Source organism: Streptococcus cristatus ATCC 51100, from assembly GCF_011612585.1.
GTDB lineage: Bacteria > Bacillota > Bacilli > Lactobacillales > Streptococcaceae > Streptococcus > Streptococcus cristatus_H.
The window spans coordinates 402,906-429,740 of sequence record NZ_CP050133.1 but is presented as its reverse complement, the minus strand read 5'-3'; the positions used below and the strand labels follow the sequence as shown (position 1 = coordinate 429,740).

The following is a 26,835-nucleotide window of genomic DNA, read 5'->3' as shown; positions in this document are numbered from 1 at the left end:
TTCGGAGGACAAAAGATTGGCTTGGACGACTGAAAAACGCTACAAACGCTATGAAGACTGGACTCAGGAAGAGGTACAGCAGATCAAAGAAAACATCGCTAAATCTCCTTGGCGGGCTAACTACCATGTGGAGCCTCAGACAGGTCTGCTCAATGACCCCAATGGTTTTTCCTATTTTGATGGCAAGTGGGTGGTTTTCTACCAAAACTTTCCTTTCGGGGCAGCCCACGGTCTCAAGTGCTGGGTTCAATTAGAAAGTGATGACCTAGTTCACTTCACTGAAACTGGCCTTCGGGTGTTGCCAGATACTGCTCTGGACAGCCACGGTGCCTACTCTGGCTCTGCCATGCGGTTTGACGATAAGCTCTTTCTCTTCTACACTGGCAATGTTCGTGATGAGAATTGGGTGCGTCATCCTTATCAAATCGGTGCCTTGTTAGATAAATCAGGCAAGCTCGAAAAAATCGACAAGGTTTTGATTGAGCAGCCTGCTGAAGCGACTGACCACTTCCGCGATCCGCAGATTTTCAACTACAAAGGACAATTCTATGCCATTGTCGGTGGGCAAAATCTAGATAAACAAGGATATATCAAGCTTTACAAGGCTGTTGATAACGACTATAGCAACTGGGAAGTCGTCGGTGATTTGAACTTTGCCAATGACAAGACGGCCTATATGATGGAGTGTCCTAATCTAGTCTTTATCAACGATCAGCCAATCCTGCTCTACTGCCCTCAGGGTTTGTCTAAGGATGTACTGGGCTATGGCAACATTTATCCAAATATGTATAAAATAGGTCAATCGTTTGACACAAATAAAGCCGCGATGATTAATCCTAGCCCTATCCAAAATCTGGACTACGGTTTTGACTGCTATGCCACCCAAGCTTTTAACGCGCCTGACGGTCGCGCTCTGGCTGTCAGCTGGCTAGGCTTGCCTGATGTCGAATACCCTTCTGACCACTTCGACCATCAAGGAGTCTTCTCCCTCGTCAAGGAATTGACCCTGAAAGACGGCAAGCTCTACCAATACCCAGTCCCAGCAATCAAGGACTTACGAGCAGAGGCTCAGCCTTTAGCTGCTTTGGCAGAAAGCAAGAATAGCTACGAACTAGAACTGAATCTCGCTGCGGACACTGAGCATGAAATCGTCCTCTTTGCAGACAAGGACGGCAAGGGCCTACGCATCAACTTCGACCTCAAGGCAGGTCAAGTGACCGTTGATCGCAGTCAGGTGGGTGAGCCATTCGCTCTGGACTTTGGAACCAGCCGAAGCTGTAATATTGGCAAGGAAGCAACGAGCGCTACTATCTTCATCGATAAATCGATTTTTGAAATTTTCATCAATAAAGGAGAGAAAGTATTTTCCGGCCGTGTCTTCCCGAGAGAAGACCAGACAGGCATTGCCATTACCAAGGGCAATCCAACCGGTACTTACTATGAATTAGATTATGGTCGCAAAGCTAACTGATGTAGCAAAACTAGCAGGAGTCAGCCCTACAACTGTTTCCCGCGTCATCAACAGGAAAGGGTACTTATCCGACAAAACGATTTCTAAGGTTGAGGCAGCCATGCGAGAATTGGCTTACAAGCCTAACAATCTGGCGCGTAGCCTCCAAGGAAAATCAGCCAAGCTAATCGGGCTCATCTTTCCTAATATCAGCAATGTTTTTTACGCAGAATTAATTGGTAAATTGGAACACGAGCTCTTTAAACAGGGATATAAAACTATCATTTGCAATAGCGAGCATGACTCAGATAAGGAGCGTGAGTACCTTGAGATGCTGGAGGCTAATCAGGTGGATGGTATCATCTCCGGCAGTCACAATCTAGGCATCGAAGACTACAATCGCGTGACTGCTCCCATCATTTCCTTTGACCGTAACCTTTCACCAGATATTCCAGTTGTCTCCTCAGACAACTATGGCGGTGGAGTGCTGGCTGCTCAGACCTTGGTCAAGGCTGGCGCTCAAAATATCATCATGATCACCGGCAATGACAACTCCAATTCCCCAACTGGGCTGCGCCATGCTGGCTTCGCCTCTGTTCTACCAGACGCTCCAATCATCAATGTATCCAGCGATTATTCTCCCGTCCGCAAGGAAATGGAAATCAAGCATATTTTAACCCATGAGAAGCCAGATGCTATCTTTGCTTCAGATGATTTGACAGCCATTTTAGTGATGAAAGTCGCTCAGGAGCTGGACATCCAGATTCCTAAAAATTTAAAAATCATCGGCTACGACGGAACTTACTTTGTGGAGAACTATTATCCTCAACTAGCGACTATCAAACAACCACTGAAGGAGATTGCCAAACTTCTGGTCGATTTACTGCTACAAAAAATTGACAAGCAAGAAGTCACAACGACTGGCTACTTCCTACCTGTGAACCTCTTGCCAGGCAAAAGTGTGTAATTTTCATTCAATCCCTACTAAATAAGAAAATACGACTTCCACTTTGGAAGTCGTATTTTTATCTATCACGGCTGAAAAATATGAATTTCTACAACTGCTGAGTTTGGGACAAAAGTCCTAGCCTCTCAATTGTCTTTGGATTGTCGAGCAAGACGCAGTGGTTGAGTGGGCTCTACTACGCTGATTTCATCAGCTTTTATAGCCCTACTCAACTGTGCGGAGGTGGAACGACGAAATCGAATTCTAACGAATTACCGATTTCTGTCCCATTCTCACTTTATTGCTTCTTTCTAAAAGTGAGCAAGCCAGCAAAGAGGGCAAGAGAACCACCTAAAATCGCCAGCAGGGAAGTTTCTGTACCTGTTTTCGGCAAGACTCTTTCTGTCGAAGCAGTCTCAGTAGGACTTACTTTGTCCTGCTGTGGCTCTGCAGCAAGTTGTTTTTGACTCTCTGGCGATGGAGATGTAGTTGCAGATGGAACTTGAACAAGCTTATTCGACAGGCTAGGTCTAGGGCTTTGTTCTTTTTGAAGCTCCTTAACGCTGCCTTGAGACGGATTTTGCTGGATATCTTTACTTGTATCTTGAGGCTTTTCTTCTTGAGCTGGACTCGCCTTTTTAATCCGCAAAATTGTCGCTGTCAGCGGAGCTAGAGTCAAGCCATTACTGTTTCTAGTGACACCTGCTGGATTTGAAATAGCAGAAACGCCTGCGCTATTGCCATCAGCCACAACCTCTGCACCTGCTAGATGTTTGTAGGTTTCACCAAAGTTGAAGTTTCGCTCCTTTTTATCCGCATTGACAAAGACTGCATAAATATCGCCATTTGAAGCAACCACTTGGTAGCCAAGGACAAGGTCTTCTTTCTCAACTCCATCCTTTCCAGGCTGGGTGATGAGAGTTACATTTTGATCCACTTCTGCTTTGGAACTGCGGGTAAAGGCGTCCGTTGATTTCCGCAGACTAATCAAGCCCTTCATGTAGGCATGGCTCTTTGTATTTTCAGGGAATTTCTCCGCATCAGTCGCCTTGGTCCAGTCAAAATGATTGACCGCGTCGCTTGAATCATAAGAATCATGAATGAAATACGGGTATTCAAACGGCGTGCCATCCTCATTGGTCAACAAATGCGCTTTGTTTGGAACCTTGTCTTCAGAAACAGGATATTTATAGGCAGGATCGCGGAATTGCTTGGTCCGGCCGTACTCTTGACCAGAGTGGATGAATGGAGTTCCTTGCGAAGTCAGCATCATCAGATTTCCTAGGCGCAGACGGCGATGAATCTCTTGATTATTGGCAGCGACTGCTGGATCTTTCTTAATCGACTGGGCAATAATATCAAAGAGGGTCAGATTATCATGGGCCGCAATGTATTGGATCACATCCCCTGGGCTATCTGCCTCAAAATTGGTTGGCTGCGCCTTGATATTCTTGAAAACATCTTCTACATTGCGCTTTCCACCGGTGATAAAGGCTGGCGTTCCCTCATTTGGATAACCCGATTTCAAGGTATTGCGAATGTCATCTGAGAAGACTGCTACCGTGTCTGTTGACTTCATCCAAGTTTGGTCAGCAGGCTGGACTGCTTTATTTTCATCACCTGCATAAGTCTTCCAACCCTCACCCAGCATAATGAGATTTGGATTGAGCTTCTTGGCTTCTTCAAAGGCTTTTTGGATGGACTCAGCATCGTGGTCCCCCATCATATCAAAGCGGAAGCCATCTACCTTGTACTGCTCTGTCAGGTACTTGATCGAATCCACCAAGACCCGTCTGCTCATATAGTGAGTAGTACCCAAGCGGCCGCCACCAAAGCTTGATCTCGGTGTACCATCCGCATCCATAAAGTGGTAGTAATTAGGCTCCAAGTCCTCGAAGATAGAAGTCTTAGCCGTATGATTATAGACCACGTCCATGATAACGCCCATACCACGCTTATGAATTTCGTTGACAAGATTTTTAAATTCCTCAATGCGCTTGGCTGGATCTGTCGGTGTGCTAGAGTACATACCTGTCAACGAGAAGTAGTTTTGCGGGTCATAGCCCCAGTTGTAGTTGCTATTGCTGGAAGCATACTTGTCCATGCGCTCAGCATTTTTCAGCTCATTTACAAAGTAATAACTCAGAACTGGTAAGAGCTGAACGTGAGTCACTCCCAAGTCTTTCAAATAATCCAATTTCTCAATGAAAGCTGAGAAGGTTCCAAATTGAGATTTCAAATCCTTTGAAATTGCTGGATCTGAAGTGAAATCACGAACGTGAGCCTCATAAATCAAGGCATCTTCCCGCTTCTTAAAGTTCGGAATATTGGCATAGGTTAGGTCTTTTGGTCCATATTCACTTGGATCTACAAAGGCCGCCTTAGCAATCTTGTAGGCATCCCCCTTGTCCGCACCTTCACTGTTCCAAGCTGCTAAAGACTTAGCATAAGGATCCAGCACAAGAACTTTTTTGCCTCCACGGGTAATTTCATAATGATAGAAATGTCCACGATAGTCAGAAATCCCTAGACCGCTCTCAGGCGTCAAGCTGCTAGTCCATGTGCCAGACTCACCCTTCTGCATAGCTATGCGCCCAAGAACCTTGTTCTGATCTTCCTTGTCATAGACCACCAAATCGACTTGGTCCGCACTTGGTGACCAGAATGTTAGGTCTACTTGTTTGCCCGCTTGCGAAACACGCGCGCCCAAATCACCATCATACTTGTAAAGGCTGTCCTTCAACTGCCAGTTCATGCTGGTTTTAAATTGGTCATTGCCGTATTTGATAAGATAAGGTGACTGAGCTTGATTAAAATCACCAATCAATTTTGCGCTTTTATTCTTTGCGTCCAGAACCACATCTTTAACAGCGACTTCACCGCCATCTTTGTTAGTAATTTTTAAGTTTTTCAGAATGTCTTCTTTTTTAGCGTTTTCCAAAGTAGAGAAGGTCGCCTCAATCTCTGTCAAACTAACATGCTGGGCTCCTGTCATACGAATATCATTGACAAAGTATGGGTTGGTATAAACCGTTGGGTCCGCATCACGCAAGAAAATCTGGCTAGTTTTACCCAAATTTGCAAAATTATAATCCTGTTTTTGAATCTTCACATCATCTCCTGACTTGCTTTCATCTAAAAGCAGGAAACCAACCATCTTTGCAGCCTCTTTCAGAGGAACATCTACGTAGCGACCGTATTTCCCAGTCTTTTCAAAGTCCACGCCATCAGGCCAATTTTGACCTGGATTTTGCACATCTCCCCAGAGCCAAAGGGATTTCTTATCATACTGACCATCTGTACGATAATAATTGATGCGAAGCATTCCTTCTTTCAAGGGCTCGGAGGTATGAGGATTATAGTCTTTGTCAAACCAAACTTCATTCATCTGAGGGCTGAGCAGCTCAACTGTCTTGTCTCCCGTAATATTTTGACCTGCCGTATTGTTGATTAAGAGACTAACCTTGCTTCTTTTCTCTGCCATCTTGACATCAAGGTAATAGCCATAATCATCTTTTTTAGCTGTCGCAAAACTAGTCGCACCAGTCGGCCAACCTCCCTTTTGACCAGAAGGAGTTTCAACATCATCCCAAGTCCATAAGCCTAAGCTACCCAGATTCTCGGATGGTAGATTTTTGAAATGGAAACGCATATGGCCATCTGCGATAGCATCCTTGGTCGATGTCTCCGACTGGCTAGTTGACGCTGGCTTTTCTTTCTCGTCAGAAGCAGCTGTTTCCTTTGCTTCTTTCCCAGCTGATTCTGGAGTCGCACTAGAGTCTGCCACCTTTGTCGGTTGGGCAGCTTGACTTACTACTGCTTCAGGCTGGGCGCTTTTCTCGATCTCTCCTTTTTGTTCGCTTTCTTTTTGCGCTGGACTATCCACTTCCTCGGTTTTTGCTTCATCTGCTGGCTTAGGCAAAGCTTCTGAATTAGCAACTGATACTGCTTCCGTTGCTGGGCTAGTCGTAGCCTTTGTCTCATCCGCTTTTGCTAACTGAGCACCTCCAAAAAGGAAGCCAGATGCAATCACGACAGATGCTACTCCGACTTTTAAGCGACGAATCCCAAAATAATGACGCTTTTCACTGGTCCGAGACTGTAGATGATAGTTTCTTTTCATAAATAAAAAAACTCCTTTATTTTTTCCTATAGAAAATACGTATGCAAACGTTTTCTGTATTTATTATACAGATTATCTATCGAAATGTAAAGGTTTTCATAGATCATTTTTTATTCCAAAGCTTTATGTATGATTTCAGATTAGTTTCATACGAAATTCACCAGCTCTCTCTGTCTTGTTTAAGATAATGAAACTAAATATTTTTTTAGACTCATCAAAAAAAGCTTTTCTTTCATAAAGCTTTTCTTTTAAAGTTTTTTTCATGTGGTTTAACTCCTGATTACTTTTTGGTGTTAGAATCACTACCGCTTTTCTTAGGCTATCACCTGCATTTCAATAGCACTGTCCGTTTTTTTAGAAAGATAAGATTTTCCCAAACTTTAAAGAAAATCGAACTAATCTATATAGAAAAATCTTCTATAAATTCGAGCAATTGTTAAAACAATGATTAAAAGTATAGCTATTATAGACAATACTATTTTCCCAAAACTTACTTCCGAACCGATTATAAAAATGTGAAAGAGAGGTGCCAATCCTACACCTATAGCAATTAGATAACTAACAAGGTTTATTTCACCAATACCTGCAAAAAAATGTTTCATTTTAAATACCCAACTTTTTAACTTTCATTTTCTAGTGACTCTCTCTAAATCAGTTTCATTGCTTACTTCTCACCTTTTCAAAGAAATTTGATAGTAAATGTGCTCCACTGAGGGCTATTACTATGTCAATTGGTAAGAAATAATAATCCCATATAAAATGAGACACAATCAATAATAGAAATAGAATACAATCAATATAACTATTCTTAAAATGTTCTGCGATTTTATGATATAGAAATGCAATAATAACTGAAATCAAAATAATCGTCATACTTATCCTACTCTAATCTGCAAATAATCCATGTATTCTCCTGCTCCAAGCTCTTGCTCTTCTTGGAATTTTTCAAGTAGCTTAAAGCTTTTAACAATACAATCTATTAGATACTTCCTCTTTCCTATTATAGCAATTATTATTTAATCCATAAAGTTTTTATGTATAAATACCATACAAAAACAGACAGGAACTTTTTCAACATTATCAAGTTTACTATCAGTTTAAATTTCCCCGTATAGCCCTATTCAAATAGTTATTAAATCCAAAGGTTCTCCTCAAACACTCTCTTCTAAAGAATTGCTCTTTAGGAGATTTTCTATTATCTCTTTCTTTTCTTACTTAGACTGACTAGACCATTCCTCATCTCTAAAAGACCTAGTAAAAATTGTAAGAAACGAAAGCGATTTGGCCTATAAACAGATATGAAAAGAGCGTTCGAGGTCTAGAATACCATGAATTTATAGGGAAAGTGACCAACCGAGATCTAAGTTACCACGAATCTATAGGAAAAGTAACCAGCCGAGGCCTAACTTGCCATGAATCTATAGGAAAAGTGATCAGCCGAGACCTAAATTGCCATGAATCTATAGGAAAAGTAACCAGCCGAGACCTAGGTTGCCATGAATCTATAGGAAAAGTAACCAGCCGAGACCTAGGTCGCCGTTAAGATACAGCAAGCTAGACTGGTTCAGCTTTATACCTCTATCAGGGAAACTTCCTATGATTTTTCAGCGACTACAACTAGCAAGATGCCAAAAAAGAGGCTGGGACAAAGGTCCTAGCCTCTCAATTATCTTTGGATTGTCGAACAAGACGCAGTGGTTGAGTGGGCTCTACTAGGCTGATTTCATCAGCTTTTACAACCCTACTCAACTGTGCGGAGGTGGGACGACGAAATCGAATTCTAACGAATTACCGATTTCTGTCCAACTCTCCTATTCTTCTGTTATAAATTGACTCAAAATCCCATTGATAAACTTACTTGATTTTTCATCAGAGAATTGCTTGGAAAGTTCAATGGCTTCATTGACCGCTACTCGCTGGGGAGTATCAAACTCTGTGATTTCAAAGATGCCTAATCGCAGGATATTCTTTTCCACTAAGGTCAGACGCTCAACTGTCCAGCCTGCTTTCAAGTGCTGGGCGATTTTCTTATCTAACTCTTCCTTGGATTGAGATACTCCTGTGACCAAGTTGAGTAGAAAAGCTGGGATATTGACCTCAGTATCTGTCTGCTCTTCGTCCTTATCATAAGTATAGGCAAAGCGACAAGACTCAATGGCATCCCCTTCATACTCTAGGCTCATCAAGGCCTGAAACGCCCGCTGGCGTAGCTCTCTTCTAGATTCTAACAAAACATCAGTCATTGAGGAAATCCTCATCAAACAGATCTTTCAAATCTGGTTTTGGTGATTTTTCTGGAACAATGCCTGCCACGTGGATATTAACAGCAGACAGCTCCACTTCAGCCATATCGTTCACAGCACTTTTGACTGCTTTTTGGATCGCAACTGCAACTGTTGGTACACTGATACCGTACTCCAGATAGAGGTAGATATCCACTGATATGTCGCCACTTTCATCCGTATGCAGCGCAACACCGCGTCCAAGCGTACGCATAGAAAGGCTATCGGACATGCTTTTATTTGCAAAAGAATGAACGCCCTCTACCTTAGCCGTAGCAATGGCAATAATTTTTTCCAAGACTCGTGGCGCAATAACGATTTCGCCTAATTGTTCGTTTGCCATAATAATTCCTTTCTATCTGAAAGATTAAGATTACGCACGAGAAACGTAAGTTCCTTCTGCTGTATTGATGACCAATTTTTGTCCAACTTCGATGAAGTCTGGTACATTGACAACAAGACCTGTTTCAAGAGTTGCTGGCTTACCAGAACCTGTTACGGTAGCACCTTTGATAGATGGTTGTGTTTCTGTTACCACCAATTCAACAGTTGTAGGTACTGTTACACCGATCACTTCTGATCCGTAGAATTGGATTTTCACGTCTGAGTTTTCAAGGATGAATTTCAACTCGTCCTCTACATTAACGACTGGAATTTCGTATTGATCGTAAGTCTCAGTATTCATGAAATACGCAGTACCATCCATTTGGTACAAGTATTGTGCTGGTACTGTTTCAATGATAGCTTGTTCAAATTTTTCTTCTGGACGGTAGCTAGTCTCAAATGTAGAACCAGTACGAACATCACGCAATTTCATACGCATGATAGTATTTCCCTTACCTGGTTTGTGGTGGCTTGCTTCCAAGACACGGATCAATTTACCATCAGCAGTTTCAAAAGTCATTCCAGCTTTCAGCTTGCTTGCTTCAATCATTTGTTTTTTACCTCTTTAATAAATAATTTACTCTTTATTCTACCATAAAGCTTGATAATTCTCAAATCACAATCAATTCTTTTGGAGCGAGGGTCAAGACCTCACAACCAGTCTCTGTGATCAGAAGGTCATCTTCGATCCGAACGCCGTATTTACCATCCAGATAGATCCCCGGCTCATCGGTCAGAACCATGCCAGCCTTGATCGGCTCTTCTGACTTACCAAAGTAAGGAATCTCATGGATATCCAGCCCAATTCCGTGACCAATACCGTGGCTGAAGTAAGGTCCGTAGCCTGCATCGTTGATAATTTGACGAGGAATCCGGTCAAAATCAATACAGCTGAGTCCAGCTTTAGCCGCTTCTATCAAGGCTTGATTGCTGCGCAGGACAATGTCATAAATCTCCCGCTCTTCGTCCGTCACCTGTCCCACATGAACAGTCCGCGTCATATCACTGACATAGTGGTTATAATAGCAGCCAAAGTCCATGGTCAAGGTTTCACCATTTTGGATGACCTTGTCACTAGCCACACCGTGCGGCATAGCAGAGCGGTAGCCCGAAGCGATGATGAAGTCAAAGGAGGCACCTGAAGCACCTAGCTGGCGCATACGGGCATCCAAAAAGTTCATGACAGCCAGCTCTGTCGTCTGACCAGGCTTGATAAAGTCCAGCACATCTAGGAAGGCTTGATCAGAAATCTGGCAGGCCTTGCGAATGGTCGCGATTTCTTGCTCATCCTTGATCATGCGCAGATTTTCGATAAAGCCTGTCATCGGCACCAGCTCATGACCAGCAAACACACTTTCCAGCATCTTGAAGTAAGCATAGGAAATTTCATCATCAAAACCGATTTTTGCCAACTTGTCGTCTGCAATGATTTTAGCAATTTCTCCAACTGCATCCCGTGTTTCAACAATATCAAAGCCTTCAACCACGCCCTTGGCAATCAAGGTATAGCGAGAATCCGTCAGGAAAATCCGTCGTGACTTGCTGATGAAAACCGTCGCTTCTGTGCCACTAAAACCAGTCAGATAGTAAATATTTTTCAGATTGGTTACTAGGACAGCATCACATTCTGTCTGAGCCAAGGCTGCTTCAAATTTTTCAACTCTTGATAACATGAGAAAACCTCCGTAAAATAATTCGATTGAGTATCGTAAAATAAAAATTCTGCTGATGAAGAGCCGCTACTCCTCGTCTTTTGTTTCTTTTTGCGCCTTTTCCACATTGCGCTGATAGGCCTGAATCTGTCGCTCCAACTCCCATTCGATCGCTGGTTCTGGCGCATATTTTTCTTCCCAGTCATCTGGTTTGAGGATTTTATGGGTTACTGGATCAAAATGCGCTTTTCCATCTGGGAAAATTTTCCCCATATTGGCCTGATGGACAATATCGAAAATCCGCTCAGGATCAACTCCCATCAAGACAAAGCTACCGTAAGTAAAGTAGAGCGTATCGATCAGAGCATCAACTTGACCAACTAAAGAAATTTCTGCCTTACTCTTGCTACGAACCTTGGCAGCAGCCTTATCTAAAGCCTCGTGCATTCTAGCCATCGACTGATCAAATTCTTCCTCTGATGAGCTGGCAGCTCTGAGAAATTCAACCAACTCTTCCAACTTGAAGTCAGCACGGTGCCGAGCTTCCTCTGGTGTCCAAGCGATGGGTTCTTCCTGCGTAGACTCATCCATGACACCATGGAAGGTCTTGACCTTATTGAAATGGTGATCGCGGGACACAAAGACTTTCTCACTGGCCAAAATACCGAAATGTTCAAGTGCCCGATGAATCCCATCCTGACTATTGCTGCTAGTCGTATGCTTGGCTACTTCTTTGACAGAGCTGGTGCCATTTCCCATAGCAATAGACAAACCAACTCCCGACAGCATTTCCAAGTCATTGTCGGAGTCGCCGAAGGCCATGACCTGATGAATATCAAAGCCATACTCTTGACCGACTAGACGAATCCCCTCCAGCTTGGACATCCCTTGATTGATAATGTCCGCCGCATAAGGGCTCGAACGAGTAAATTTCAAATGGGGGAAATCTGCTTCAATCTTTGCACTCTCAGCCGGATCCGCCAAAATCAGAACTTGATAGATAGGTTCTTGAATCAATTTCAGCAGGTCTTCTTCATGCTGAGGCAGGGCCTTACTCACAATCTTGTTAAAACCATGGCTCACCGTCCGAGTCATTTTTCTAGGAATAAACTGGGTAGCCCACTGTGAAAAAGAACTCATACCAAAGGTCATAATTTTTGAACCTTGCATGGCCTGTTCTGTCCCCAAGGAAATCTCTTTTCGGTGCTCCTTGGCATAAGCAATCAGATCACGCAGGCTCTGCTTATCAATCGGTGTGGCAGAAATGACCCTGTCCTTTGAAAAAATATACTGACCATTGTAGGTGACAGCAAAGTCTAAATCCAGCTTATCCATAAAAGGCTTGACAAAGAAGGGGCCCCGACCTGTTGCTAAACCGACCAAAATCCCTTGTTCCTGCAAACTCTTAATGGCAGCTTCTGTCGATTTCAAGACGGTTCGACTGTCATTAATCAAGGTTCCATCTATATCAAAAAAGACGGCTTTTATTTCCATTGATTTTCTCATTCTTTCCTTTTATGATACAATAAATTATAACACAATTCACGGAGAAGCTCATCTATGAATAAGCAAATTTTAGTTTTACATACGGGTGGAACCATTTCCATGCAGGCTGATGGAAGTGGCGCTGTCAATAGCAGCCAAGACAATCCCATGAACCATGTGGCTGTTCCCTTAGAGGGTATTGAGGTGACAGTGGTTGATTTCTTCAATGTTCCCAGTCCTTACATCACTCCCCAGCACATGCTCGACCTCTACCAAAAAATCAAGGATGACGCGGATCGATACGACGGCGTCGTTATTACCCACGGAACCGATACTCTAGAGGAAACAGCCTACTTCCTTGATACCATGGACCTGCCTGACATCCCTGTCGTTTTGACCGGGGCTATGAGAAGTTCAAATGAACTCGGTAGTGACGGAGTTTATAACTACCTGACTGCTTTGCGGGTAGCCAGTGACGAGAAGAGTCGAGGCAAGGGCGTTCTCGTTGTCATGAATGATGAAGTCCATGCTGCCAAATATGTCACTAAAACCCACACCACCAATGTCAGCACCTTTCAAACTCCGACGCACGGTCCTCTAGGCCTGGTCATGAAACACGAAATTCTCTATTTCAAAACAGCAGAACCTCGCGTCCGCTTTGACCTGACTAGCATTTCAGGGTTGGTACCCATCATTCCAGCCTATGCCGGTATGAAAACAGAACTGCTTGATATGCTGGATTGGCAAAAGTTGGATGGCCTCATCATCGAAGCCTTTGGCGCAGGCAATCTGCCAAAAGAAACTGCGGAAAAATTAACAGAGATGGCAGAAGCTGGTCTCCCCATCGCTCTCGTTTCACGCTGTTTCAACGGCATTGCTGAGCCTGTCTACGCCTATCAAGGGGGCGGTGTCAAGCTGCACCAAGCTGGAATCATGTTTGTCAAAGAGCTCAATGCACCGAAGGCTCGCATCAAGCTGCTGATTGCCCTCAATGTCAGCCTGAGTGGTCAAGCATTAAGAGATTATATAGAAGGATAGAATCCTAACTTACCTACTGTTTTCTAGAGCATTGTTTCTTGCTCCTCCTTATAATGCTGTATTCCTCAATATTATGAAGCAAGTTTATAAGTATTCCTAGCCTTAAGCGAAATTCTAAATTCAAAAAAAGAGTCTGGGACAAAAGTCCTAGACTCTTCAATTGTCTTTGGATTGTAGAGCAAGACGCAGTGGTTGAGTGGGCTCTACTACGCTGATTTCATCAGCTTTTACAGCCCTACTCAACTGTGCAGAGGTGGGACGACGAAATCGAATTCTAACGAATTACCGATTTCTGTCCCACTCTCTCTTTTTCTTGTTTTTATGAATTTGGATCATCTAGACTGCGGCCATGAAGACCTTTCTCGCGCTGAACTTGGCGCAATTTTTCAGGCGTTACATCATTACCATCCTCGTCGACAATCTTGATGCCTTCGATGTGATGGCGAACAGAGCGACGGTAGCCTTCGATATACTCTTCACGAAGTTTAGCTTGTTCCACTTTTTCTTCAGCAGTTAGGCCTTCCGCTTTTTTCTTTTTAGCCAGTTCGTTAATGCGTTCAATTTTTTTAGGATCCATGATTATACCCCTCATACCTTTTATTTGGTATTAATCTGATTAAACTGAGCCATTTGTCCCGCTTTGGCTGTCAAAGAAGCTAGGAGAGCTAGGCGATTGTTACGCACAGCCTCATCTTCTGCCATCACCATAGTATGGTCAAAGAAAGCATCGATAACTGGACTGAGAGCAAAGAGTTGGTCCAGATTGGCAGCTAAGTCAGGCGTCAGCTCCACCTTTTCAATGGCCGCAGCCAAGTCTTTTTCCTCTTGATTTTCAAAGAGGGCTGGATTGACAGCTGTCTGCCCTTGGGCTTTCTCAGCTAGATTGAAGACCCGAGACAGGCTTTCCACTGCTGACTTGAAGTTGTCTTCTTTGGCTTTTTCCGCTAGAAGCCCAGCCGTTTCTACCAAATCGCGTACGACAAAGTGAGTGCTTTGAAGAACAGCCGTCACGATGTCTTTCGGAATGCTACGGTCCATCATTTTCTCAACGCGGGCACGGAAGAAGTCTAGCACGGCCTCTTGATTTTCATAACTTAGGCTATCAAATTTCAGTTCGTAAAGTCGGCTAACCAACTGAGCCAAGTCAATGTTCCAGCCGAATTTATCCAAGATACGCACAACACCCTGAGTTGCACGGCGCAGCGCATAAGGGTCATTGGAACCGCTTGGAATCAAGCCAACTGAGAAGAAGGACAGAATAGTATCCAACTTATCAGCCAGAGCCAAGACCGCACCGACCTTGGTATCAGGCAATTCGCCATCGGCTGATGTCGGCATATAGTGCTCCCGAATGGCAGCCGCCACCGCAGCATTCTCACCAGCCAGAAGAGCATACTTCTCACCCATGATACCTTGCAGCTCATCAAACTCACCAACCATACCCGTCAACAAATCAAACTTATAAATAGCTGCTGCACGAGCTAAGTCGGCTGTCTCATCAGCATCCAATCCTGCTTCTTGGGCTAAGAGAGCAGCAATCTTACCAGTCCGCTCCATGTGCTCTGCCAGAGAGCCAATCTTTTCGTGGAAGGTCACATTGCTCAGCTTTTCAACCAAGTCGGCAATAGCTAGTTTTTGGTCTTCCCGCCAGAAGAATTCCCCATCTTCCAGACGAGCCACCAAGACTTTCTCATTTCCCTTGATGACATTTTCTAAATGCTCTGCATTTCCGTTGCGGACAGAGATAAAGTGTGGCAATAGCTTGCCTTCAGCATCGCGCACAACAAAGTAACGCTGATGCTCTTTCATGGAAGTGACCAGCACTTCCTCAGGCACCTCTAAGTATTTGGCATCAAAATTACCCAAGAAAGCAGTTGGATATTCTACCAGATTCAACACCTCATTAAGCAGGTCTTCGTCAATCTCAATAGAAACCCCGTGCTCCCCTTCCAGTGCTCGAATCTGCTCGACAATCATATCTCCCCGCTCAAGAGGATTGGTAATGACAAACTGAGCCCGTAGGTCATCTTCATAAGAATCTGCTGAAGAAATCTGCGTTTCTTTCCCCAAGAAACGGTGTCCACGGCTAGTACGACCGCTCTTGATGTCCAAGAAATCCAAATCAAAGGCCTGCTCATCTAAGAGCACAGTCAAGGTGTGAACTGGGCGGATGTATTCAAAGGTGTTGTTGGCCCAGTGCATGCTGACAGGGAAGGTCAAAGCTTGCAGAACTTCCGTCACTGCTGGTATGATTTCCTCTACTGGGCGGCCGATTTCTTCCTTGGTCACATAGACGTATTCTTCCCCCTTGATTTCACGGAAAGTAATGTCCTCAACCGTCAAGCCCTTACCACGGACAAAGCCTTCTGCAGCCTTGGTAAAGTTGCCGTCAGCGTCCAGAGCGATTTTCTTAGAAGGGCCTTTGAAATCTTCTGTCAGATCAGACTGCTTGTCCGCCAAGCCAACCACGCGCACCGCCAAGCGACGAGGCGTTGAGAACATTTCAATTTTCTCAAAGGTCAGACGATGGTCTGTCAGGAAGGCTCCCATCTTGTCGCGCAGCTGCTTCATGCTCGGTGTCACGACATAGGCTGGCATTTCCTCCAAGCCTAATTCAACTAATAAATTTTTTACCATGATTATTCTCCCTCCTCTGCCAAGAGTTTCTCACGAGTCTCTGCATCCAAAAGTGGATAGCCCAGACGCTTGCGCTCAGCCACAAAGGTCTTGGCCACAACACGCGCCAGATTACGAATACGGGCGATATAGCCAGCTCGCTCAGTCACAGATACGGCTCCACGGGCATCTAAGAGGTTAAAGGTATGCGAGCATTTGAGAACATAGTCATAAGCCGGATGTACCAGATGCTCGTCTAGACAGCGCTTGGCTTCCGCTTCAAACTTCTCAAAATTCCCCAGGAGCAAGTCTTGGTCGCTGACCTCAAAGCTGTACTTGGAATGCTCATACTCAGGATGCGTGAAAATTTCACCGTACTTAACGCCATCAGCCCACTCAATGTCATAGACAGAGTCCACTTCTTGGATATAAGAAGCCAGACGCTCCAGACCATAAGTCACCTCAGCAGTCACCGGCTGAGTTGGTAGACCTCCGACCTGCTGGAAGTAAGTGAACTGCGTGATTTCCATACCATCCAGCCAGACTTCCCAGCCCAGACCAGCTGAACCAGTTGACGGATTTTCCCAGTTATCCTCAACAAAGCGAATGTCGTGCTCCAGCGGATTGATGCCCAAGAGTTCCAAAGACTGCAAGTAAAGTTCTTGGATATTGCTTGGGGACGGCTTCATAACCACCTGAAATTGGTGGTGCTGATAAAGACGGTTCGGATTTTCCCCATAACGGCCATCTGCTGGCCGACGAGACGGCTCTACATAGGCCGCATTCCATGGTTCAGGACCAATGGCACGCAGGAAAGTGTAGGGGCTCATCGTTCCCGCTCCCTTCTCATTATCATAAGCCTGCATGAGCATACAGCCCTGGTCATTCCAGAACTGCTGTAAAGTCAAGATAATTTCTTGAAATGTTAATTTCTTAGACATTTGTTTCTCCTTTTTTTATTTCTAGCGCTAGGCCCATCCTCTGTTCTGTTTGAACAAGCAAAAGAACCACATCCGACAGTCCTAGGCTATGCGACCTAGGGGCGTCAAAACGCGGTTCCACCCTAATTTTTTACTTCATTACGTTTAAAAATGTTAACCGAAAGCGCCATCTGCACTGCTTCCCTATCTGGCTCCCACCCACCCAGACTCGCTAAAAAGTAGACAATGAGAATTCTTTCTAAAAAAGATTATAGCAGAAAATAGATGATTTGTAAAATACTTCTTGGACTTCAGCTATAAATTCTTCCTATATAAATTCACTTTCTAATCAATTTATCAGATAAGCATTTTCATAGAAATTTTCATCCACTTTCATATATTAACCTAGTTACATTAGCGATCTAATCTTCATCTAATTATTTAGTGAGAAGAAAAGATCAAAAAAGGCTGATATAACAGCGTTTTTCACTAGAAATAGAATTTGAAAATAATTGTCGCCTCGATTCAGGTACTTGCATTTTTCATGAAAACGTTTTATAATAATAGTTAGCCTTAAAGTTTTCTTAAACTTAAGTCAAACATTTTATAAGGAGGAAAAACAATAATGAGTATTGGAATCATTATTGCCAGCCACGGTGAATTTGCTGCCGGCATTCATCAGTCAGGTTCTATGATTTTTGGTGAGCAAGAAAAAGTTCAAGTTGTAACTTTCATGCCAAACGAAGGTCCTGATGATCTGTATGCAAAATTCAATGACGCTGTGGCTTCGTTTGATGCGAACGATGAGGTATTGGTCTTGGCTGACCTTTGGAGTGGGTCTCCATTTAACCAAGCTAGCCGTGTCATGGGTGAAAATCCAGACCGCAAGTTCGCGATTATTACAGGTTTGAACCTGCCTATGCTAATTCAAGCCTACACAGAGCGCATGATGGATGCAAACGCTGGCGTAGATGCTGTCGTTGCAAACATTATCAAGGAAGCTAAGGAAGGTGTCAAAGCACTTCCAGAAGAGCTAAATCCAGTCTTAGAAAGCGCTGCTCCTGCTGCTGAACCAGTTGCTCAAGCAGCTATCCCAGAAGGAACTGTTATCGGAGACGGCAAGCTCAAAATCAACCTTGCTCGTATCGATACACGTTTGTTGCACGGACAAGTTGCAACAGCTTGGACTCCAGATTCAAAAGCAGACCGTATCATCGTTGCTTCTGACTCTGTAGCTAAGGATGAACTTCGTAAAGAGCTCATCAAACAAGCTGCACCTGGTAATGTTAAAGCAAACGTTGTTCCAATTGATAAGCTGATTGCTGTTTCAAAAGATCCACGCTTTGGTAATACGCACGCTCTTATCTTATTTGAAACTCCGCAAGATGCCCTACGCGCTATCGAAGGCGGTGTGCCAATCAAGACCCTAAACGTCGGCTCAATGGCTCACTCAACTGGTAAGACAATGGTCAACAACGTTCTGTCAATGGACAAGGACGACGTGGCAACTTACGAAAAATTGCGTGACCTCGGAGTTGAATTCGACGTACGTAAAGTACCAAATGATTCTAAGAAAGATTTGTTTGACTTAATTAACAAAGCCAACGTTCAATAATCTGAACCGTTTCGCTCTCATATTATTATGAAAGGATTTAAAACATGTCTATTATTTCTATGGTTTTAGTAGTCTTTGTTGCCTTCCTAGCTGGTCTTGAAGGTATCTTGGACCAATTCCAATTCCACCAACCATTGGTTGCATGTACCTTGATCGGTCTTGTAACTGGTAACTTAACTGCTGGTGTTATCCTTGGCGGATCTCTTCAAATGATCGCTCTTGGTTGGGCTAACATCGGTGCTGCCGTTGCTCCTGACGCTGCCTTGGCTTCAGTTGCCGCTGCCATCATCATGGTTCAAGGTGGAGATTTCACTGACAAAGGTATCACAGTTGCAACTACAATCGCGATTCCTCTTGCCGTAGCTGGTCTCTTCCTTACTATGATTGTGCGTACTATCTCTGTTGCCTTTTTTAGCTGCAGACTCTGCTGCTAAAAAAGGCGACTTTGCTAGCGTTGAACGTGCGCACTTTGTAGCTCTCCTTCTCCAAGGACTTCGTATCGCTATCCCTGCAGCCCTTCTTCTTGCTATCCCTGCAGAAGCAGTGCAAAAATTGCTTGCTATGATGCCTGATTGGTTGGCAGGCGGTATGGCTGTCGGCGGGGGAATGGTTGTTGCCGTTGGTTACGCTATGGTTATCAACATGATGGCAACTCGCGAAGTATGGCCATTCTTTGCTATCGGTTTTGCTCTTGCTGCTGTTAGCCAATTGACTTTGATTGCCCTCGGTGCTATCGGTGTAGCAATCGCCCTTATCTACCTCAACCTTTCTAAGAAAGGCGGAAACGGTGGTGGCGGTTCTGCTACATCTAACGACCCAATCGGCGATATCCTAGAAGACTACTAAGAAAGGAGCTGCTATATCATGACTGAAAAAATTCAATTATCTAAATCAGACCGTCAAAAAGTTTGGTGGCGTTCTACTTTCTTGCAAGGTTCTTGGAACTATGAACGTATGCAAAACTTGGGTTGGGCTTATTCTTTAATTCCAGCTCTCAAGAAACTTTATACTAAAAAAGAAGATCAAGCTGCTGCTCTTGAGCGTCACTTGGAATTCTTCAATACTCACCCATACGTTGCTGCTCCAATCATCGGTGTAACACTTGCCCTTGAAGAAGAAAAAGCAAATGGTGCAGAAATTGACGATGCAGCTATCCAAGGGGTTAAAATCGGTATGATGGGACCTTTGGCTGGTATCGGTGACCCAGTCTTCTGGTTCACAGTTCGTCCGATCCTTGGAGCACTCGGTGCATCTCTTGCTCTGTCAGGAAATATCATCGGCCCACTTCTCTTCTTCGTTCTTTGGAATGCAATCCGTATGGCCTTCTTGTGGTACACTCAAGAATTGGGTTACAAGGCTGGTTCTGAAATCACTAAAGACATGTCTGGTGGTATCCTTCAAGACATCACTAAAGGTGCTTCAATCCTTGGTATGTTTATCTTAGCTGTATTGGTTGCACGCTGGGTAAACGTTAGCTTTGCGCTTCAATTGCCATCTACAAAACTCTCTGAGGGAGCTTACATCAACTTCCCTAAAGGTGCTGTAACTGGCGAGCAACTTCAAAAAATCTTGGGTGATGTTGCAGGCGGACTGAGTTTGACTCCTGAAAAAGCAAATACACTCCAAGGACAAATTAACTCTTTGATTCCAGGTTTGATGGGACTTCTCCTTACCTTCCTCTGCATGTGGTTGCTTAAGAAGAAAGTTTCTCCAATCACAATCATCATCGGACTTTTCGTTGTTGGTATCGTTGCCCGCCTTATTGGTTTGATGTAATTAAAAAGAAGGTTTCGGCCTTCTTTTTATTATGGTATAATAGCTATAGTATTTAAAAGGGAGATGTTCTATGGCGCAATCGCAAAATAAATCGATTGAATTTCAAACGACAGGGGTTTCCTATCTGGGTTTAGGTGGCAAGGTTGGGAAGTTTTTAGTTGGTGATGTTGCACTGGAATTCTACGCCGACGCTAATGTAGAAGACTATATCCAACTGCCTTGGTCTAGCATCCAGCAGATCGGTGCCAATGTCTCTGGGAAAAATGTCAGCCGCCATTTTGAAGTGTTTACAGACAAGGGCAAGTTTCTCTTTGCCTCCAAGGACACTGGAAAAATTCTCAAAATTGCACGACAACATATCGGAAATGAGAAAGTTGTCAAATTACCTACTTTGATCCAAACAATTGGGCAATTCTTTAAAAATCTATTTGCAAAAAAATAGAAAATCCTGTATAATCTAGGAAACGGATAAGTAAGGCTATCGCTTCTTTCAGAAAGTCTGCGGGTGCTGCGAGCAGATAGGAGCCTAGTGTGAAATTCTACCGTTGTAAGACAACTACATACATAATCAAGTGCACACCTGTGAAGTTGGATGGAACCGCGGCCTAGCCGCTCCAACAGTTTCCTCGGTGTGCTTTTATTTTTTGGAGGTTTTATGTTAGATTTAAAACGTATTCGGACAGACTTTGATGCTGTCGCAGAGAAATTAGCTACCCGTGGCGTAGCAGCTGATGTGCTCAATCAAATGAAGGAAATTGATGAGCAAAGACGTGATTTACTGGTGAAAGTAGAAAATCTCAAAGCAGAACGCAACACCGTTTCTGCAGAGATTGCCCAAGCCAAGCGCAACAAAGAAAATGCAGATGACAAGATTGCTGCTATGCAAAAACTATCTGCTGAAATCAAGGACTTAGATGCTACTTTAGCTGACTTGGATGCTAAGTTAACCGAGTTCACTACAACCCTACCAAACATTCCGCACGATAGCGTGCCAGTCGGAGCAGACGAGGATGACAATGTAGAAGTCCGCCGTTGGGGTACACCTCGCCAATTTGACTTTGAAGCTAAGGCTCACTGGGATTTGGGCGAAAACTTGGACATTCTGGACTGGGAACGTGGCGCAAAAGTTACTGGGGCCCGCTTCCTCTTCTACAAGGGCTTGGGCGCTCGTTTGGAACGCGCTATCTACAACTTCATGCTGGATGAGCATGGCAAAGAAGGCTATACGGAGGTCATCACTCCCTATATGGTCAACCATGACTCTATGTTTGGTACTGGACAATATCCTAAGTTCAAAGAAGATACCTTTGAGCTAAGCGATACTAACTTCGTTCTGATTCCGACTGCTGAAGTTCCACTGACCAACTACTATCGAGATGAAATTTTAGATGGCAAAGAATTGCCAATCTACTTCACAGCTATGAGCCCATCTTTCCGCTCTGAAGCTGGTTCTGCCGGTCGTGACACGCGCGGTCTGATTCGTCTGCACCAATTCCATAAGGTTGAAATGGTAAAATTTGCCAAGCCAGAAGAATCTTATGAAGAACTGGAAAAGATGACTGCCAATGCAGAAAACATCCTGCAAAAGCTCAATCTGCCTTACCGTGTCGTTGCTCTTTCTACTGGTGACATGGGCTTCTCAGCTGCTAAAACCTACGACTTGGAAGTCTGGATTCCAGCTCAGAACACCTACCGTGAAATCTCTAGCTGCTCTAACACAGAAGATTTCCAAGCTCGTCGTGCCCAAATCCGCTACCGTGACGAAGCAGATGGCAAGGTCAAACTCCTCCACACTCTCAATGGATCTGGACTGGCTGTCGGACGTACAGTCGCTGCTATCTTAGAAAATTACCAAAACGAAGATGGTTCTGTGACCATTCCTGAAGTCCTACGTCCTTACATGGGCGGCTTGGAAGTCATCGCACCAAAATAAACAATGAAAGGTCCGAAACAATCGGACCTTTTCTTATTCTAGTTGAGGAGAAATCCAACAGTTCAAAAAAATAAACGAAATATAGGATTTTCTACTTTAAAGAGTGTGGGACAGAAATCGGTAATTCGTTAGAATTCGATTTCGTCGTCCCACCTCCGCACAGTTGAGTAGGGCTGTAAAAGCTGATGAGATCAGCGTAGTAGAGCCCACTCAGCCACTGCGTCTTTGCTCGACAATCCAAAGACAATTGAGAGGCTAGGACTTTTGTCCCAGCCTCTTTTCTTTTACTTAACGTGACTTGCTAACTCTTCTTGAGCTTTTTTATTTGATTCTTCTTTTTCTTTTTCCCATTTTTTCAAAGCCTTTTGATAATCAGCTACTGTCAGAACCTTATCTTGAAGCTCCATTCCCTTAAATACATAGACATCACCCTTGATACCTACATAAGAGTAGGCTTTGGTAAATGGTACGACCTTTTGAACCATTGGTGAAGCACCTGCAGAAATAGACGGGATGACAATAGAACTATCTGTTAACCAAGCCTGCGCTGCTGCATACTTGGTATAGCGAGCATTGGTATCTTGCTTTTCTGCATCTGCCTGATCCAAAAGCGCTTTGTAGTCCGTTAAACCAACCTTAGAAGCAAGGTCTTGGTTTTGGCCTTTTGTCAAACCAATATTGTCCAAGATATCCCCTGTTTCTGGGTTAAAGATATTCAAATAAGTCACTGGATCTTGATAGTCCGCTGACCAACCAGACATATTGAGGTCATAGTCCTTTTGGGCAGCTGTTTCTGCGAAGTAAGTAGAGTTATCAAAATCGTCTGATGACATTTGGTGCACGTCAATCACAACGTTTTCTTGGCCTAGAGCTGCCTCAACAGATTGTTTGAAAGAGTTGGTCCGCTGCACCATGATTTTATCTGTCTGGTCAACTGGTACATCTAGATGAATTGGGAATTCAACTCCCTGTGCTTGCAAAGCTTCTTTTGCCTTAGCAAATTCTGCCTTGGCCTTATCTGGGTTGTAAATGCTGTCTTGAGCATCAGCTAATTTGACACCTTGCCATTCATCCCCATAAGAAGCCAGTTGTGATTCAACGACATCTGAGAAGTCCTTGCCATCTACTTGCACAAAACTAGGAGGCACAAGCAAGCTTCTGATAATTTTCGTTGCTCCTTCATTACCATTCATCTGGGCACCAAAGGATTTACGGTCAAAAGCAAAGTTGATTGCTTGACGGAAGTCTTTATTTTGAATTGCTTCTTTGCTGGCAGCTTTTTGGACATCTGTCTTAGAAGTGTGGCTATAAGCCTGACGATTCAAGTTAAAGGCATAGAAATAGCTAGTTGAGTTTTGTGGAGTAAAAATGATGTTGTCTTTGTATTTCTTTTCTACTGATGCGTAGTTTGAGCTAGTCGGATAGAGACGAGCTTGTGTGTAAGCACCATCAGTAAAGTTACGGATCAATGACTCTTGGTCAGAACCATCGTAGTAAGTCAACTTGACATCTTCGATCTTCACATTGTCCTTATCCCAATAGTTTTGGTTTTTAGAATATTCGATAACAGACTTAGAAGTAAATGACTTTAATACATATGGACCATTGTAGAGGATACCGGAAGGTTTCACGGTACCAAAGTCTTTGCCTTCTTTCTTCAGGAATTCTTCGTTAATCGGGAAGAGAATGCCCATCGTTGTCTTAGAATTCCAGTAGCTTTCTGGCTGATTCAGGGTGTATTGAACCGTATAGTCGTCGATCGCCTTAACACCGACAGTAGAGAAATCATTGCTTTCTCCTTTGATATAAGCATCCAAGCCCTTGATAGAGTTTTGCACGATTGGTAAGGCTTCTGATTTTTCATCTGCAGCGTGCTTGAGCCCTGTGACAAAGTCTTGCGCCTTGACAGCAGCATACTCTTCACCTTCTGCTGTGTACCATTTAGCATCCTTACGCAACTTATAAGTATAAGTTAGGCCATCTTTAGACACAGTCCAGTCTTCAGCCAATGAAGGGATAAGATTCCCATATTGATCATTTTCTAAAAGACCGTCTACCAAATTGGCAATAACGTCAGAAGTGGAGGCGCGATTGGAGTTTACATAATCCAATGTATCTGGATCTGTATTATAGACATAAGAATATGTCTTTGCCGAGCTGGTGCTTGACTTGCCACAAGCAGCTAAGAATAGCGCTGATGCTGCAACCAAACCAGTAATAGCCAACCATTTAGATTTTTTCATGAGCAAATCTCCTTCTTTAGATTATGTATTATTATACATCATTTCTAGACAAATACAAGTCTTATTTAAGAAAATTTTAAAATTCTATGCATTTTTCTTATTTTTATTGAAACAAAGTATAGGAAAATTTCTATGCATTTTCATATATTTTCATAAAAATGCAAAAAATCTTATAAATAATAACCTGTTCAATATTTTACAAGGATTCTTGAATAGGATTATCAAAAATATCGGCTTTTTTATGTTACAATAGATTTATTACTAATCTAGGGGAAAGAAATGAAAAAACTTTTTGTATTCTTACTGCTATTCTTTGGCCTGATTGCCAAGCCTGTTCTGGCAGATGACTATGAAATTGCTGCTAAAAGCGCCATTGCTGTTGATGCAAACTCAGGAAAAATCCTCTATGAAAAGGAGGCTACAAGCCCACTAGAAGTCGGTGCTATTACTAACATTTTGACTGCTTATCTGGTTTACGAAGCCATTGCTGATGGCAAACTGAGTCTAGAAACTGAGGTTGATATTTCTGATTATGCTTACCAGCTGACAGTAAATCCCTCTATCGCGAACCTGCCTCTGGAAGCGCGACGCTACAAGGTAAAGGACTTGCTAAATGCTTCTCTTTTAGCAAGCGCCAACAGCGCTACCATTGCTCTGGCAGAAAAAGTTGGTGGAAGTGAGGAAAATTTTGTCAAGATGATGAAAGCCAAACTCAAAGAATGGAATATTTCTGATGCAACCATTGTAAATGCTACTGGTACGGATATTCGTTTACTAGATGGTTCGTTAGAAACTACCAATACCGAAGAGGAGGCCGCAGAGAATTCTAAAAGCAAGAAAAAACAAGAGACTGTCAATAAGTTCAGTGCTTATGATATAGCCGTGATTGCCTCACATCTGATCGATGACTACCCAGAGGTCCTTGGCATCACTTCCAAATCTCATGTGAATTTTGCAGGAATCCAACTAGAAAATCCCAACTTAATGTTGGAAGGCTCTCCTAGTTTTCGGACAGGAGTGAAGGGGTTGAAGACAGGAGGATCTGAGCAGAATGGTGTTTCATTTGTCGGCGTGACAAGTGAAAAAGGGATGCGATTGATCACAGTTGTTTTAGGAGTCGCACAGGAAGATAACGACCCTAATACCCGTTTTGGCGTTACATCTAGCCTAATGACCTACGTTACGCAAAATTTTTCTCCGACAGTCTTGGTCAAAAAAGGGGAAAGATACAACAACTCCCAAGTAGCTGTTAGAGACAGCCAAGAGGATAAGGTCGCTGCAGTTGCTAGTGAGGACCTGGTAATCCTAGAACGGATAGCCAATCAGGCTGAACATAAAGTTACCTTTACTCCAAGTCCACAGGAGCTGCGGGCACCTTTGAAAAAGGGTAGTGTAGTGGGCACCCTCACTTATACAGATTCTGAGCCAATCGGCCAGGGCTACATCGAAAATAAGAAAACTTCTATTTCTATGATTACAGAAAAAAAGGTTGAAAAAGCTATCATTTTCAAAGTCTGGTGGAATGACTTCATCCGCTTTGTCAACGAGAAGTTATAAAAGAATAATTAAAAAGAAGAGCTTCATCAGCTCTTCTTTTTTAGGGTTCCTTTAACAGCTTTTCGAAAACTTCCTCTTTCAAACAAGGAAGACACTAAATCGCTGCTGACATCTTATCCTTCAAAATAAGGTAAGGCAGTATCGCTATCAAGGGGATGATTAGGAATAGCTTCCTCCAGCATAGCTCGCCAACCAGCCACTAGCTCTTGGAAACTGAGACTGGACATTGGTGAATGTGTCCTGATTTTACGTCCAAACCAAGCTGTTGTCTGCGTTTAAAACTGAAGCATCGCATAATCAATCAAGGGAACACCCGCAGCCTGAAACTCCGAGTTCACTGCCTTGGCTACTTCTGGAGCTTGAGGAAGCAACTGCTTCTCCAATTTTTGCACAACTTCATCATCCATTTCTCTATATGACACGAGTTGCCCAGCTACTTGATAAAACAGTTCAAAGGTTTCTTGGCCTTGCTTAAAATTGACAAGAACGAAAGCACGCTCCACTTTGTCCAGTCCGCCTGCTGCTTTGATAGTATGATCAAAAGATTCTGTTCCATTTGAAACCAGAAGTCATTGGCCTCTTCTTCCAGATTGATCGTCCAAGTTTGATCTAGCTCTTCTAAAGCAGCCTCACCTTTATTTACTTCTTCTATTTTGCCAAACAGACGTTTTAAAATCCCCATTTTATCCTCCAAATAGCATTTGCATAAATTCTTTGTTCACTTAACTACTACCAGTCAGACCCACAAAGTATTAGATGGCCAGCCAAAGGTAGACAAGACCTTCTCCAACCATTCATCTATAGAGATGCCAAAG

21 protein-coding genes and 2 pseudogenes are annotated in these 26,835 nt (G+C 43.4%); 9 read left to right on the top strand and 14 right to left on the bottom strand.

Annotated features, from left to right (window positions below; translation table 11 throughout):
* The first annotated feature begins 16 nt into the window (after window positions 1–16).
* Both HBA50_RS02205 and HBA50_RS02200 read left to right on the top strand, forming a co-directional pair.
* Entirely contained in the window at window positions 17–1,471 is a 1,455-nt protein-coding gene (locus tag HBA50_RS02205; protein WP_045500751.1) for a sucrose-6-phosphate hydrolase, read from the top strand.
* A complete protein-coding gene (locus HBA50_RS02200; protein WP_045500749.1) occupies window positions 1,452–2,417 on the top strand; it encodes a LacI family DNA-binding transcriptional regulator in 966 nt (321 codons plus the stop codon). Before HBA50_RS02205 ends, HBA50_RS02200 begins: the two co-directional genes overlap by 20 nt.
* A 277-nt stretch (window positions 2,418–2,694) precedes the next feature.
* Here HBA50_RS02200 and HBA50_RS02195 read toward each other — a convergent pair whose 3' ends face one another.
* The 9 genes from HBA50_RS02195 to HBA50_RS02160 form a co-directional block, all read right to left on the bottom strand.
* Window positions 2,695–6,519, bottom strand: coding sequence for a pullulanase (locus HBA50_RS02195; RefSeq protein ID WP_045500748.1), 3,825 nt, complete (start codon window positions 6,517–6,519; stop codon window positions 2,695–2,697).
* Window positions 6,520–6,654: 135 nt separating this feature from the next.
* On the bottom strand, window positions 6,655–6,783 hold the full coding sequence (locus HBA50_RS10460; protein WP_257000661.1) for a hypothetical protein: 129 nt from the start codon (window positions 6,781–6,783) through the stop codon (window positions 6,655–6,657).
* Window positions 6,784–6,914: 131 nt separating this feature from the next.
* The gene (locus tag HBA50_RS02190) at window positions 6,915–7,121 is read right to left on the bottom strand and encodes a hypothetical protein (RefSeq protein WP_045500747.1); all 207 of its coding nucleotides are present in this window, start codon (window positions 7,119–7,121) and stop codon (window positions 6,915–6,917) included.
* A gap of 55 nt (window positions 7,122–7,176) precedes the next feature.
* Window positions 7,177–7,392: a hypothetical protein gene (locus HBA50_RS10220; RefSeq protein WP_045500746.1), complete on the bottom strand. Its 216-nt coding sequence runs from the start codon at window positions 7,390–7,392 to the stop codon at window positions 7,177–7,179.
* 938 nt (window positions 7,393–8,330) lie between these two features.
* Window positions 8,331–8,762, bottom strand: coding sequence for a transcription antitermination factor NusB (gene nusB / locus HBA50_RS02180; protein WP_045500745.1), 432 nt, complete (start codon window positions 8,760–8,762; stop codon window positions 8,331–8,333).
* Window positions 8,755–9,144 carry an Asp23/Gls24 family envelope stress response protein gene (locus HBA50_RS02175; RefSeq protein ID WP_045500744.1) on the bottom strand — a complete coding sequence of 130 codons (390 nt, stop codon included), beginning with the start codon at window positions 9,142–9,144 and terminating at the stop codon, window positions 8,755–8,757. Before HBA50_RS02175 ends, nusB begins: the two co-directional genes overlap by 8 nt.
* A 30-nt stretch (window positions 9,145–9,174) precedes the next feature.
* Window positions 9,175–9,735: an elongation factor P gene (gene efp / locus HBA50_RS02170; protein ID WP_045500742.1), complete on the bottom strand. Its 561-nt coding sequence runs from the start codon at window positions 9,733–9,735 to the stop codon at window positions 9,175–9,177.
* A 61-nt stretch (window positions 9,736–9,796) separates the two neighbouring features.
* Window positions 9,797–10,858, bottom strand: a complete 1,062-nt coding sequence (locus HBA50_RS02165) for a M24 family metallopeptidase (RefSeq protein WP_045500740.1) — start codon at window positions 10,856–10,858, stop codon at window positions 9,797–9,799.
* 66 nt (window positions 10,859–10,924) lie between these two features.
* The gene (locus HBA50_RS02160) at window positions 10,925–12,331 is read right to left on the bottom strand and encodes a Cof-type HAD-IIB family hydrolase (protein ID WP_045500738.1); all 1,407 of its coding nucleotides are present in this window, start codon (window positions 12,329–12,331) and stop codon (window positions 10,925–10,927) included.
* Between the two features lie 66 nt (window positions 12,332–12,397).
* Here HBA50_RS02160 and HBA50_RS02155 point away from each other — a divergent pair, with 66 nt between their 5' ends.
* On the top strand, window positions 12,398–13,360 hold the full coding sequence (locus HBA50_RS02155) for an asparaginase (protein ID WP_045500736.1): 963 nt from the start codon (window positions 12,398–12,400) through the stop codon (window positions 13,358–13,360).
* Between the two features lie 319 nt (window positions 13,361–13,679).
* Here HBA50_RS02155 and HBA50_RS02145 read toward each other — a convergent pair whose 3' ends face one another.
* From HBA50_RS02145 to glyQ, 3 genes are read right to left on the bottom strand one after another with little or no spacing between them, the layout of a single operon-like run.
* Entirely contained in the window at window positions 13,680–13,937 is a 258-nt protein-coding gene (locus HBA50_RS02145) for a DUF896 family protein (protein WP_045500734.1), read from the bottom strand.
* 20 nt (window positions 13,938–13,957) lie between these two features.
* Window positions 13,958–15,997 carry a glycine--tRNA ligase subunit beta gene (gene glyS / locus HBA50_RS02140; RefSeq protein ID WP_045500732.1) on the bottom strand — a complete coding sequence of 680 codons (2,040 nt, stop codon included), beginning with the start codon at window positions 15,995–15,997 and terminating at the stop codon, window positions 13,958–13,960.
* Between the two features lie 2 nt (window positions 15,998–15,999).
* Window positions 16,000–16,917, bottom strand: a complete 918-nt coding sequence (gene glyQ, locus HBA50_RS02135) for a glycine--tRNA ligase subunit alpha (protein WP_002893545.1) — start codon at window positions 16,915–16,917, stop codon at window positions 16,000–16,002.
* A 604-nt stretch (window positions 16,918–17,521) separates the two neighbouring features.
* Between glyQ and HBA50_RS02130 the strand changes: the two genes are divergently transcribed.
* The 5 genes and pseudogenes from HBA50_RS02130 (at window position 17,522) to serS (ending at window position 22,220) form a co-directional block, all read left to right on the top strand.
* Window positions 17,522–18,511, top strand: coding sequence for a PTS sugar transporter subunit IIB (locus HBA50_RS02130; RefSeq protein ID WP_045500729.1), 990 nt, complete (start codon window positions 17,522–17,524; stop codon window positions 18,509–18,511).
* A 44-nt stretch (window positions 18,512–18,555) separates the two neighbouring features.
* Window positions 18,556–19,357: pseudogene (locus HBA50_RS02125) on the top strand (PTS mannose/fructose/sorbose transporter subunit IIC).
* 18 nt (window positions 19,358–19,375) lie between these two features.
* Window positions 19,376–20,287 (top strand): PTS system mannose/fructose/sorbose family transporter subunit IID, encoded by a 912-nt coding sequence (locus tag HBA50_RS02120; protein ID WP_045500727.1) that lies wholly within the window; start codon window positions 19,376–19,378, stop codon window positions 20,285–20,287.
* A gap of 70 nt (window positions 20,288–20,357) precedes the next feature.
* Window positions 20,358–20,729, top strand: a complete 372-nt coding sequence (locus HBA50_RS02115; protein WP_005591777.1) for a DUF956 family protein — start codon at window positions 20,358–20,360, stop codon at window positions 20,727–20,729.
* Window positions 20,730–20,942: 213 nt separating this feature from the next.
* The gene (gene serS / locus HBA50_RS02110) at window positions 20,943–22,220 is read left to right on the top strand and encodes a serine--tRNA ligase (RefSeq protein WP_045500724.1); all 1,278 of its coding nucleotides are present in this window, start codon (window positions 20,943–20,945) and stop codon (window positions 22,218–22,220) included.
* A 284-nt stretch (window positions 22,221–22,504) separates the two neighbouring features.
* Here serS and HBA50_RS02100 read toward each other — a convergent pair whose 3' ends face one another.
* Window positions 22,505–24,463, bottom strand: coding sequence for a peptide ABC transporter substrate-binding protein (locus HBA50_RS02100; protein WP_045500722.1), 1,959 nt, complete (start codon window positions 24,461–24,463; stop codon window positions 22,505–22,507).
* Between the two features lie 279 nt (window positions 24,464–24,742).
* Between HBA50_RS02100 and pbp3 the strand changes: the two genes are divergently transcribed.
* Window positions 24,743–26,020, top strand: a complete 1,278-nt coding sequence (pbp3, locus tag HBA50_RS02095; RefSeq protein ID WP_045500718.1) for a D-alanyl-D-alanine carboxypeptidase PBP3 — start codon at window positions 24,743–24,745, stop codon at window positions 26,018–26,020.
* Window positions 26,021–26,133: 113 nt separating this feature from the next.
* Here the strand turns inward: pbp3 and HBA50_RS02090 are convergent.
* Window positions 26,134–26,702 (bottom strand): annotated as a pseudogene (locus HBA50_RS02090) (hypothetical protein).
* Between the last annotated feature and the right edge of the window lie 133 nt (window positions 26,703–26,835).

Bases quoted from the DNA above. Each gene is read 5' to 3' on its own strand.
- efp (WP_045500742.1), bottom strand. From the start codon at position 9,735: ATGATTGAAGCAAGCAAGCTGAAAGCTGGAATGACTTTTGAAACTGCT.
- HBA50_RS02130 (WP_045500729.1), top strand. From the start codon at position 17,522: ATGAGTATTGGAATCATTATTGCCAGCCACGGTGAATTTGCTGCCGGC.
- serS (WP_045500724.1), top strand. From the start codon at position 20,943: ATGTTAGATTTAAAACGTATTCGGACAGACTTTGATGCTGTCGCAGAG.
- HBA50_RS02175 (WP_045500744.1), bottom strand. From the start codon at position 9,144: ATGGCAAACGAACAATTAGGCGAAATCGTTATTGCGCCACGAGTCTTG.
- HBA50_RS10460 (WP_257000661.1), bottom strand. From the start codon at position 6,783: ATGAAAAAAACTTTAAAAGAAAAGCTTTATGAAAGAAAAGCTTTTTTT.
- HBA50_RS02165 (WP_045500740.1), bottom strand. From the start codon at position 10,858: ATGTTATCAAGAGTTGAAAAATTTGAAGCAGCCTTGGCTCAGACAGAA.
- HBA50_RS02200 (WP_045500749.1), top strand. From the start codon at position 1,452: ATGGTCGCAAAGCTAACTGATGTAGCAAAACTAGCAGGAGTCAGCCCT.
- pbp3 (WP_045500718.1), top strand. From the start codon at position 24,743: ATGAAAAAACTTTTTGTATTCTTACTGCTATTCTTTGGCCTGATTGCC.
- glyS (WP_045500732.1), bottom strand. From the start codon at position 15,997: ATGGTAAAAAATTTATTAGTTGAATTAGGCTTGGAGGAAATGCCAGCC.
- nusB (WP_045500745.1), bottom strand. From the start codon at position 8,762: ATGACTGATGTTTTGTTAGAATCTAGAAGAGAGCTACGCCAGCGGGCG.
- HBA50_RS02190 (WP_045500747.1), bottom strand. From the start codon at position 7,121: ATGAAACATTTTTTTGCAGGTATTGGTGAAATAAACCTTGTTAGTTAT.
- HBA50_RS02100 (WP_045500722.1), bottom strand. From the start codon at position 24,463: ATGAAAAAATCTAAATGGTTGGCTATTACTGGTTTGGTTGCAGCATCA.
- glyQ (WP_002893545.1), bottom strand. From the start codon at position 16,917: ATGTCTAAGAAATTAACATTTCAAGAAATTATCTTGACTTTACAGCAG.
- HBA50_RS02195 (WP_045500748.1), bottom strand. From the start codon at position 6,519: ATGAAAAGAAACTATCATCTACAGTCTCGGACCAGTGAAAAGCGTCAT.
- HBA50_RS02145 (WP_045500734.1), bottom strand. From the start codon at position 13,937: ATGGATCCTAAAAAAATTGAACGCATTAACGAACTGGCTAAAAAGAAA.
- HBA50_RS02160 (WP_045500738.1), bottom strand. From the start codon at position 12,331: ATGGAAATAAAAGCCGTCTTTTTTGATATAGATGGAACCTTGATTAAT.
- HBA50_RS02155 (WP_045500736.1), top strand. From the start codon at position 12,398: ATGAATAAGCAAATTTTAGTTTTACATACGGGTGGAACCATTTCCATG.
- HBA50_RS02115 (WP_005591777.1), top strand. From the start codon at position 20,358: ATGGCGCAATCGCAAAATAAATCGATTGAATTTCAAACGACAGGGGTT.
- HBA50_RS10220 (WP_045500746.1), bottom strand. From the start codon at position 7,392: ATGACGATTATTTTGATTTCAGTTATTATTGCATTTCTATATCATAAA.
- HBA50_RS02120 (WP_045500727.1), top strand. From the start codon at position 19,376: ATGACTGAAAAAATTCAATTATCTAAATCAGACCGTCAAAAAGTTTGG.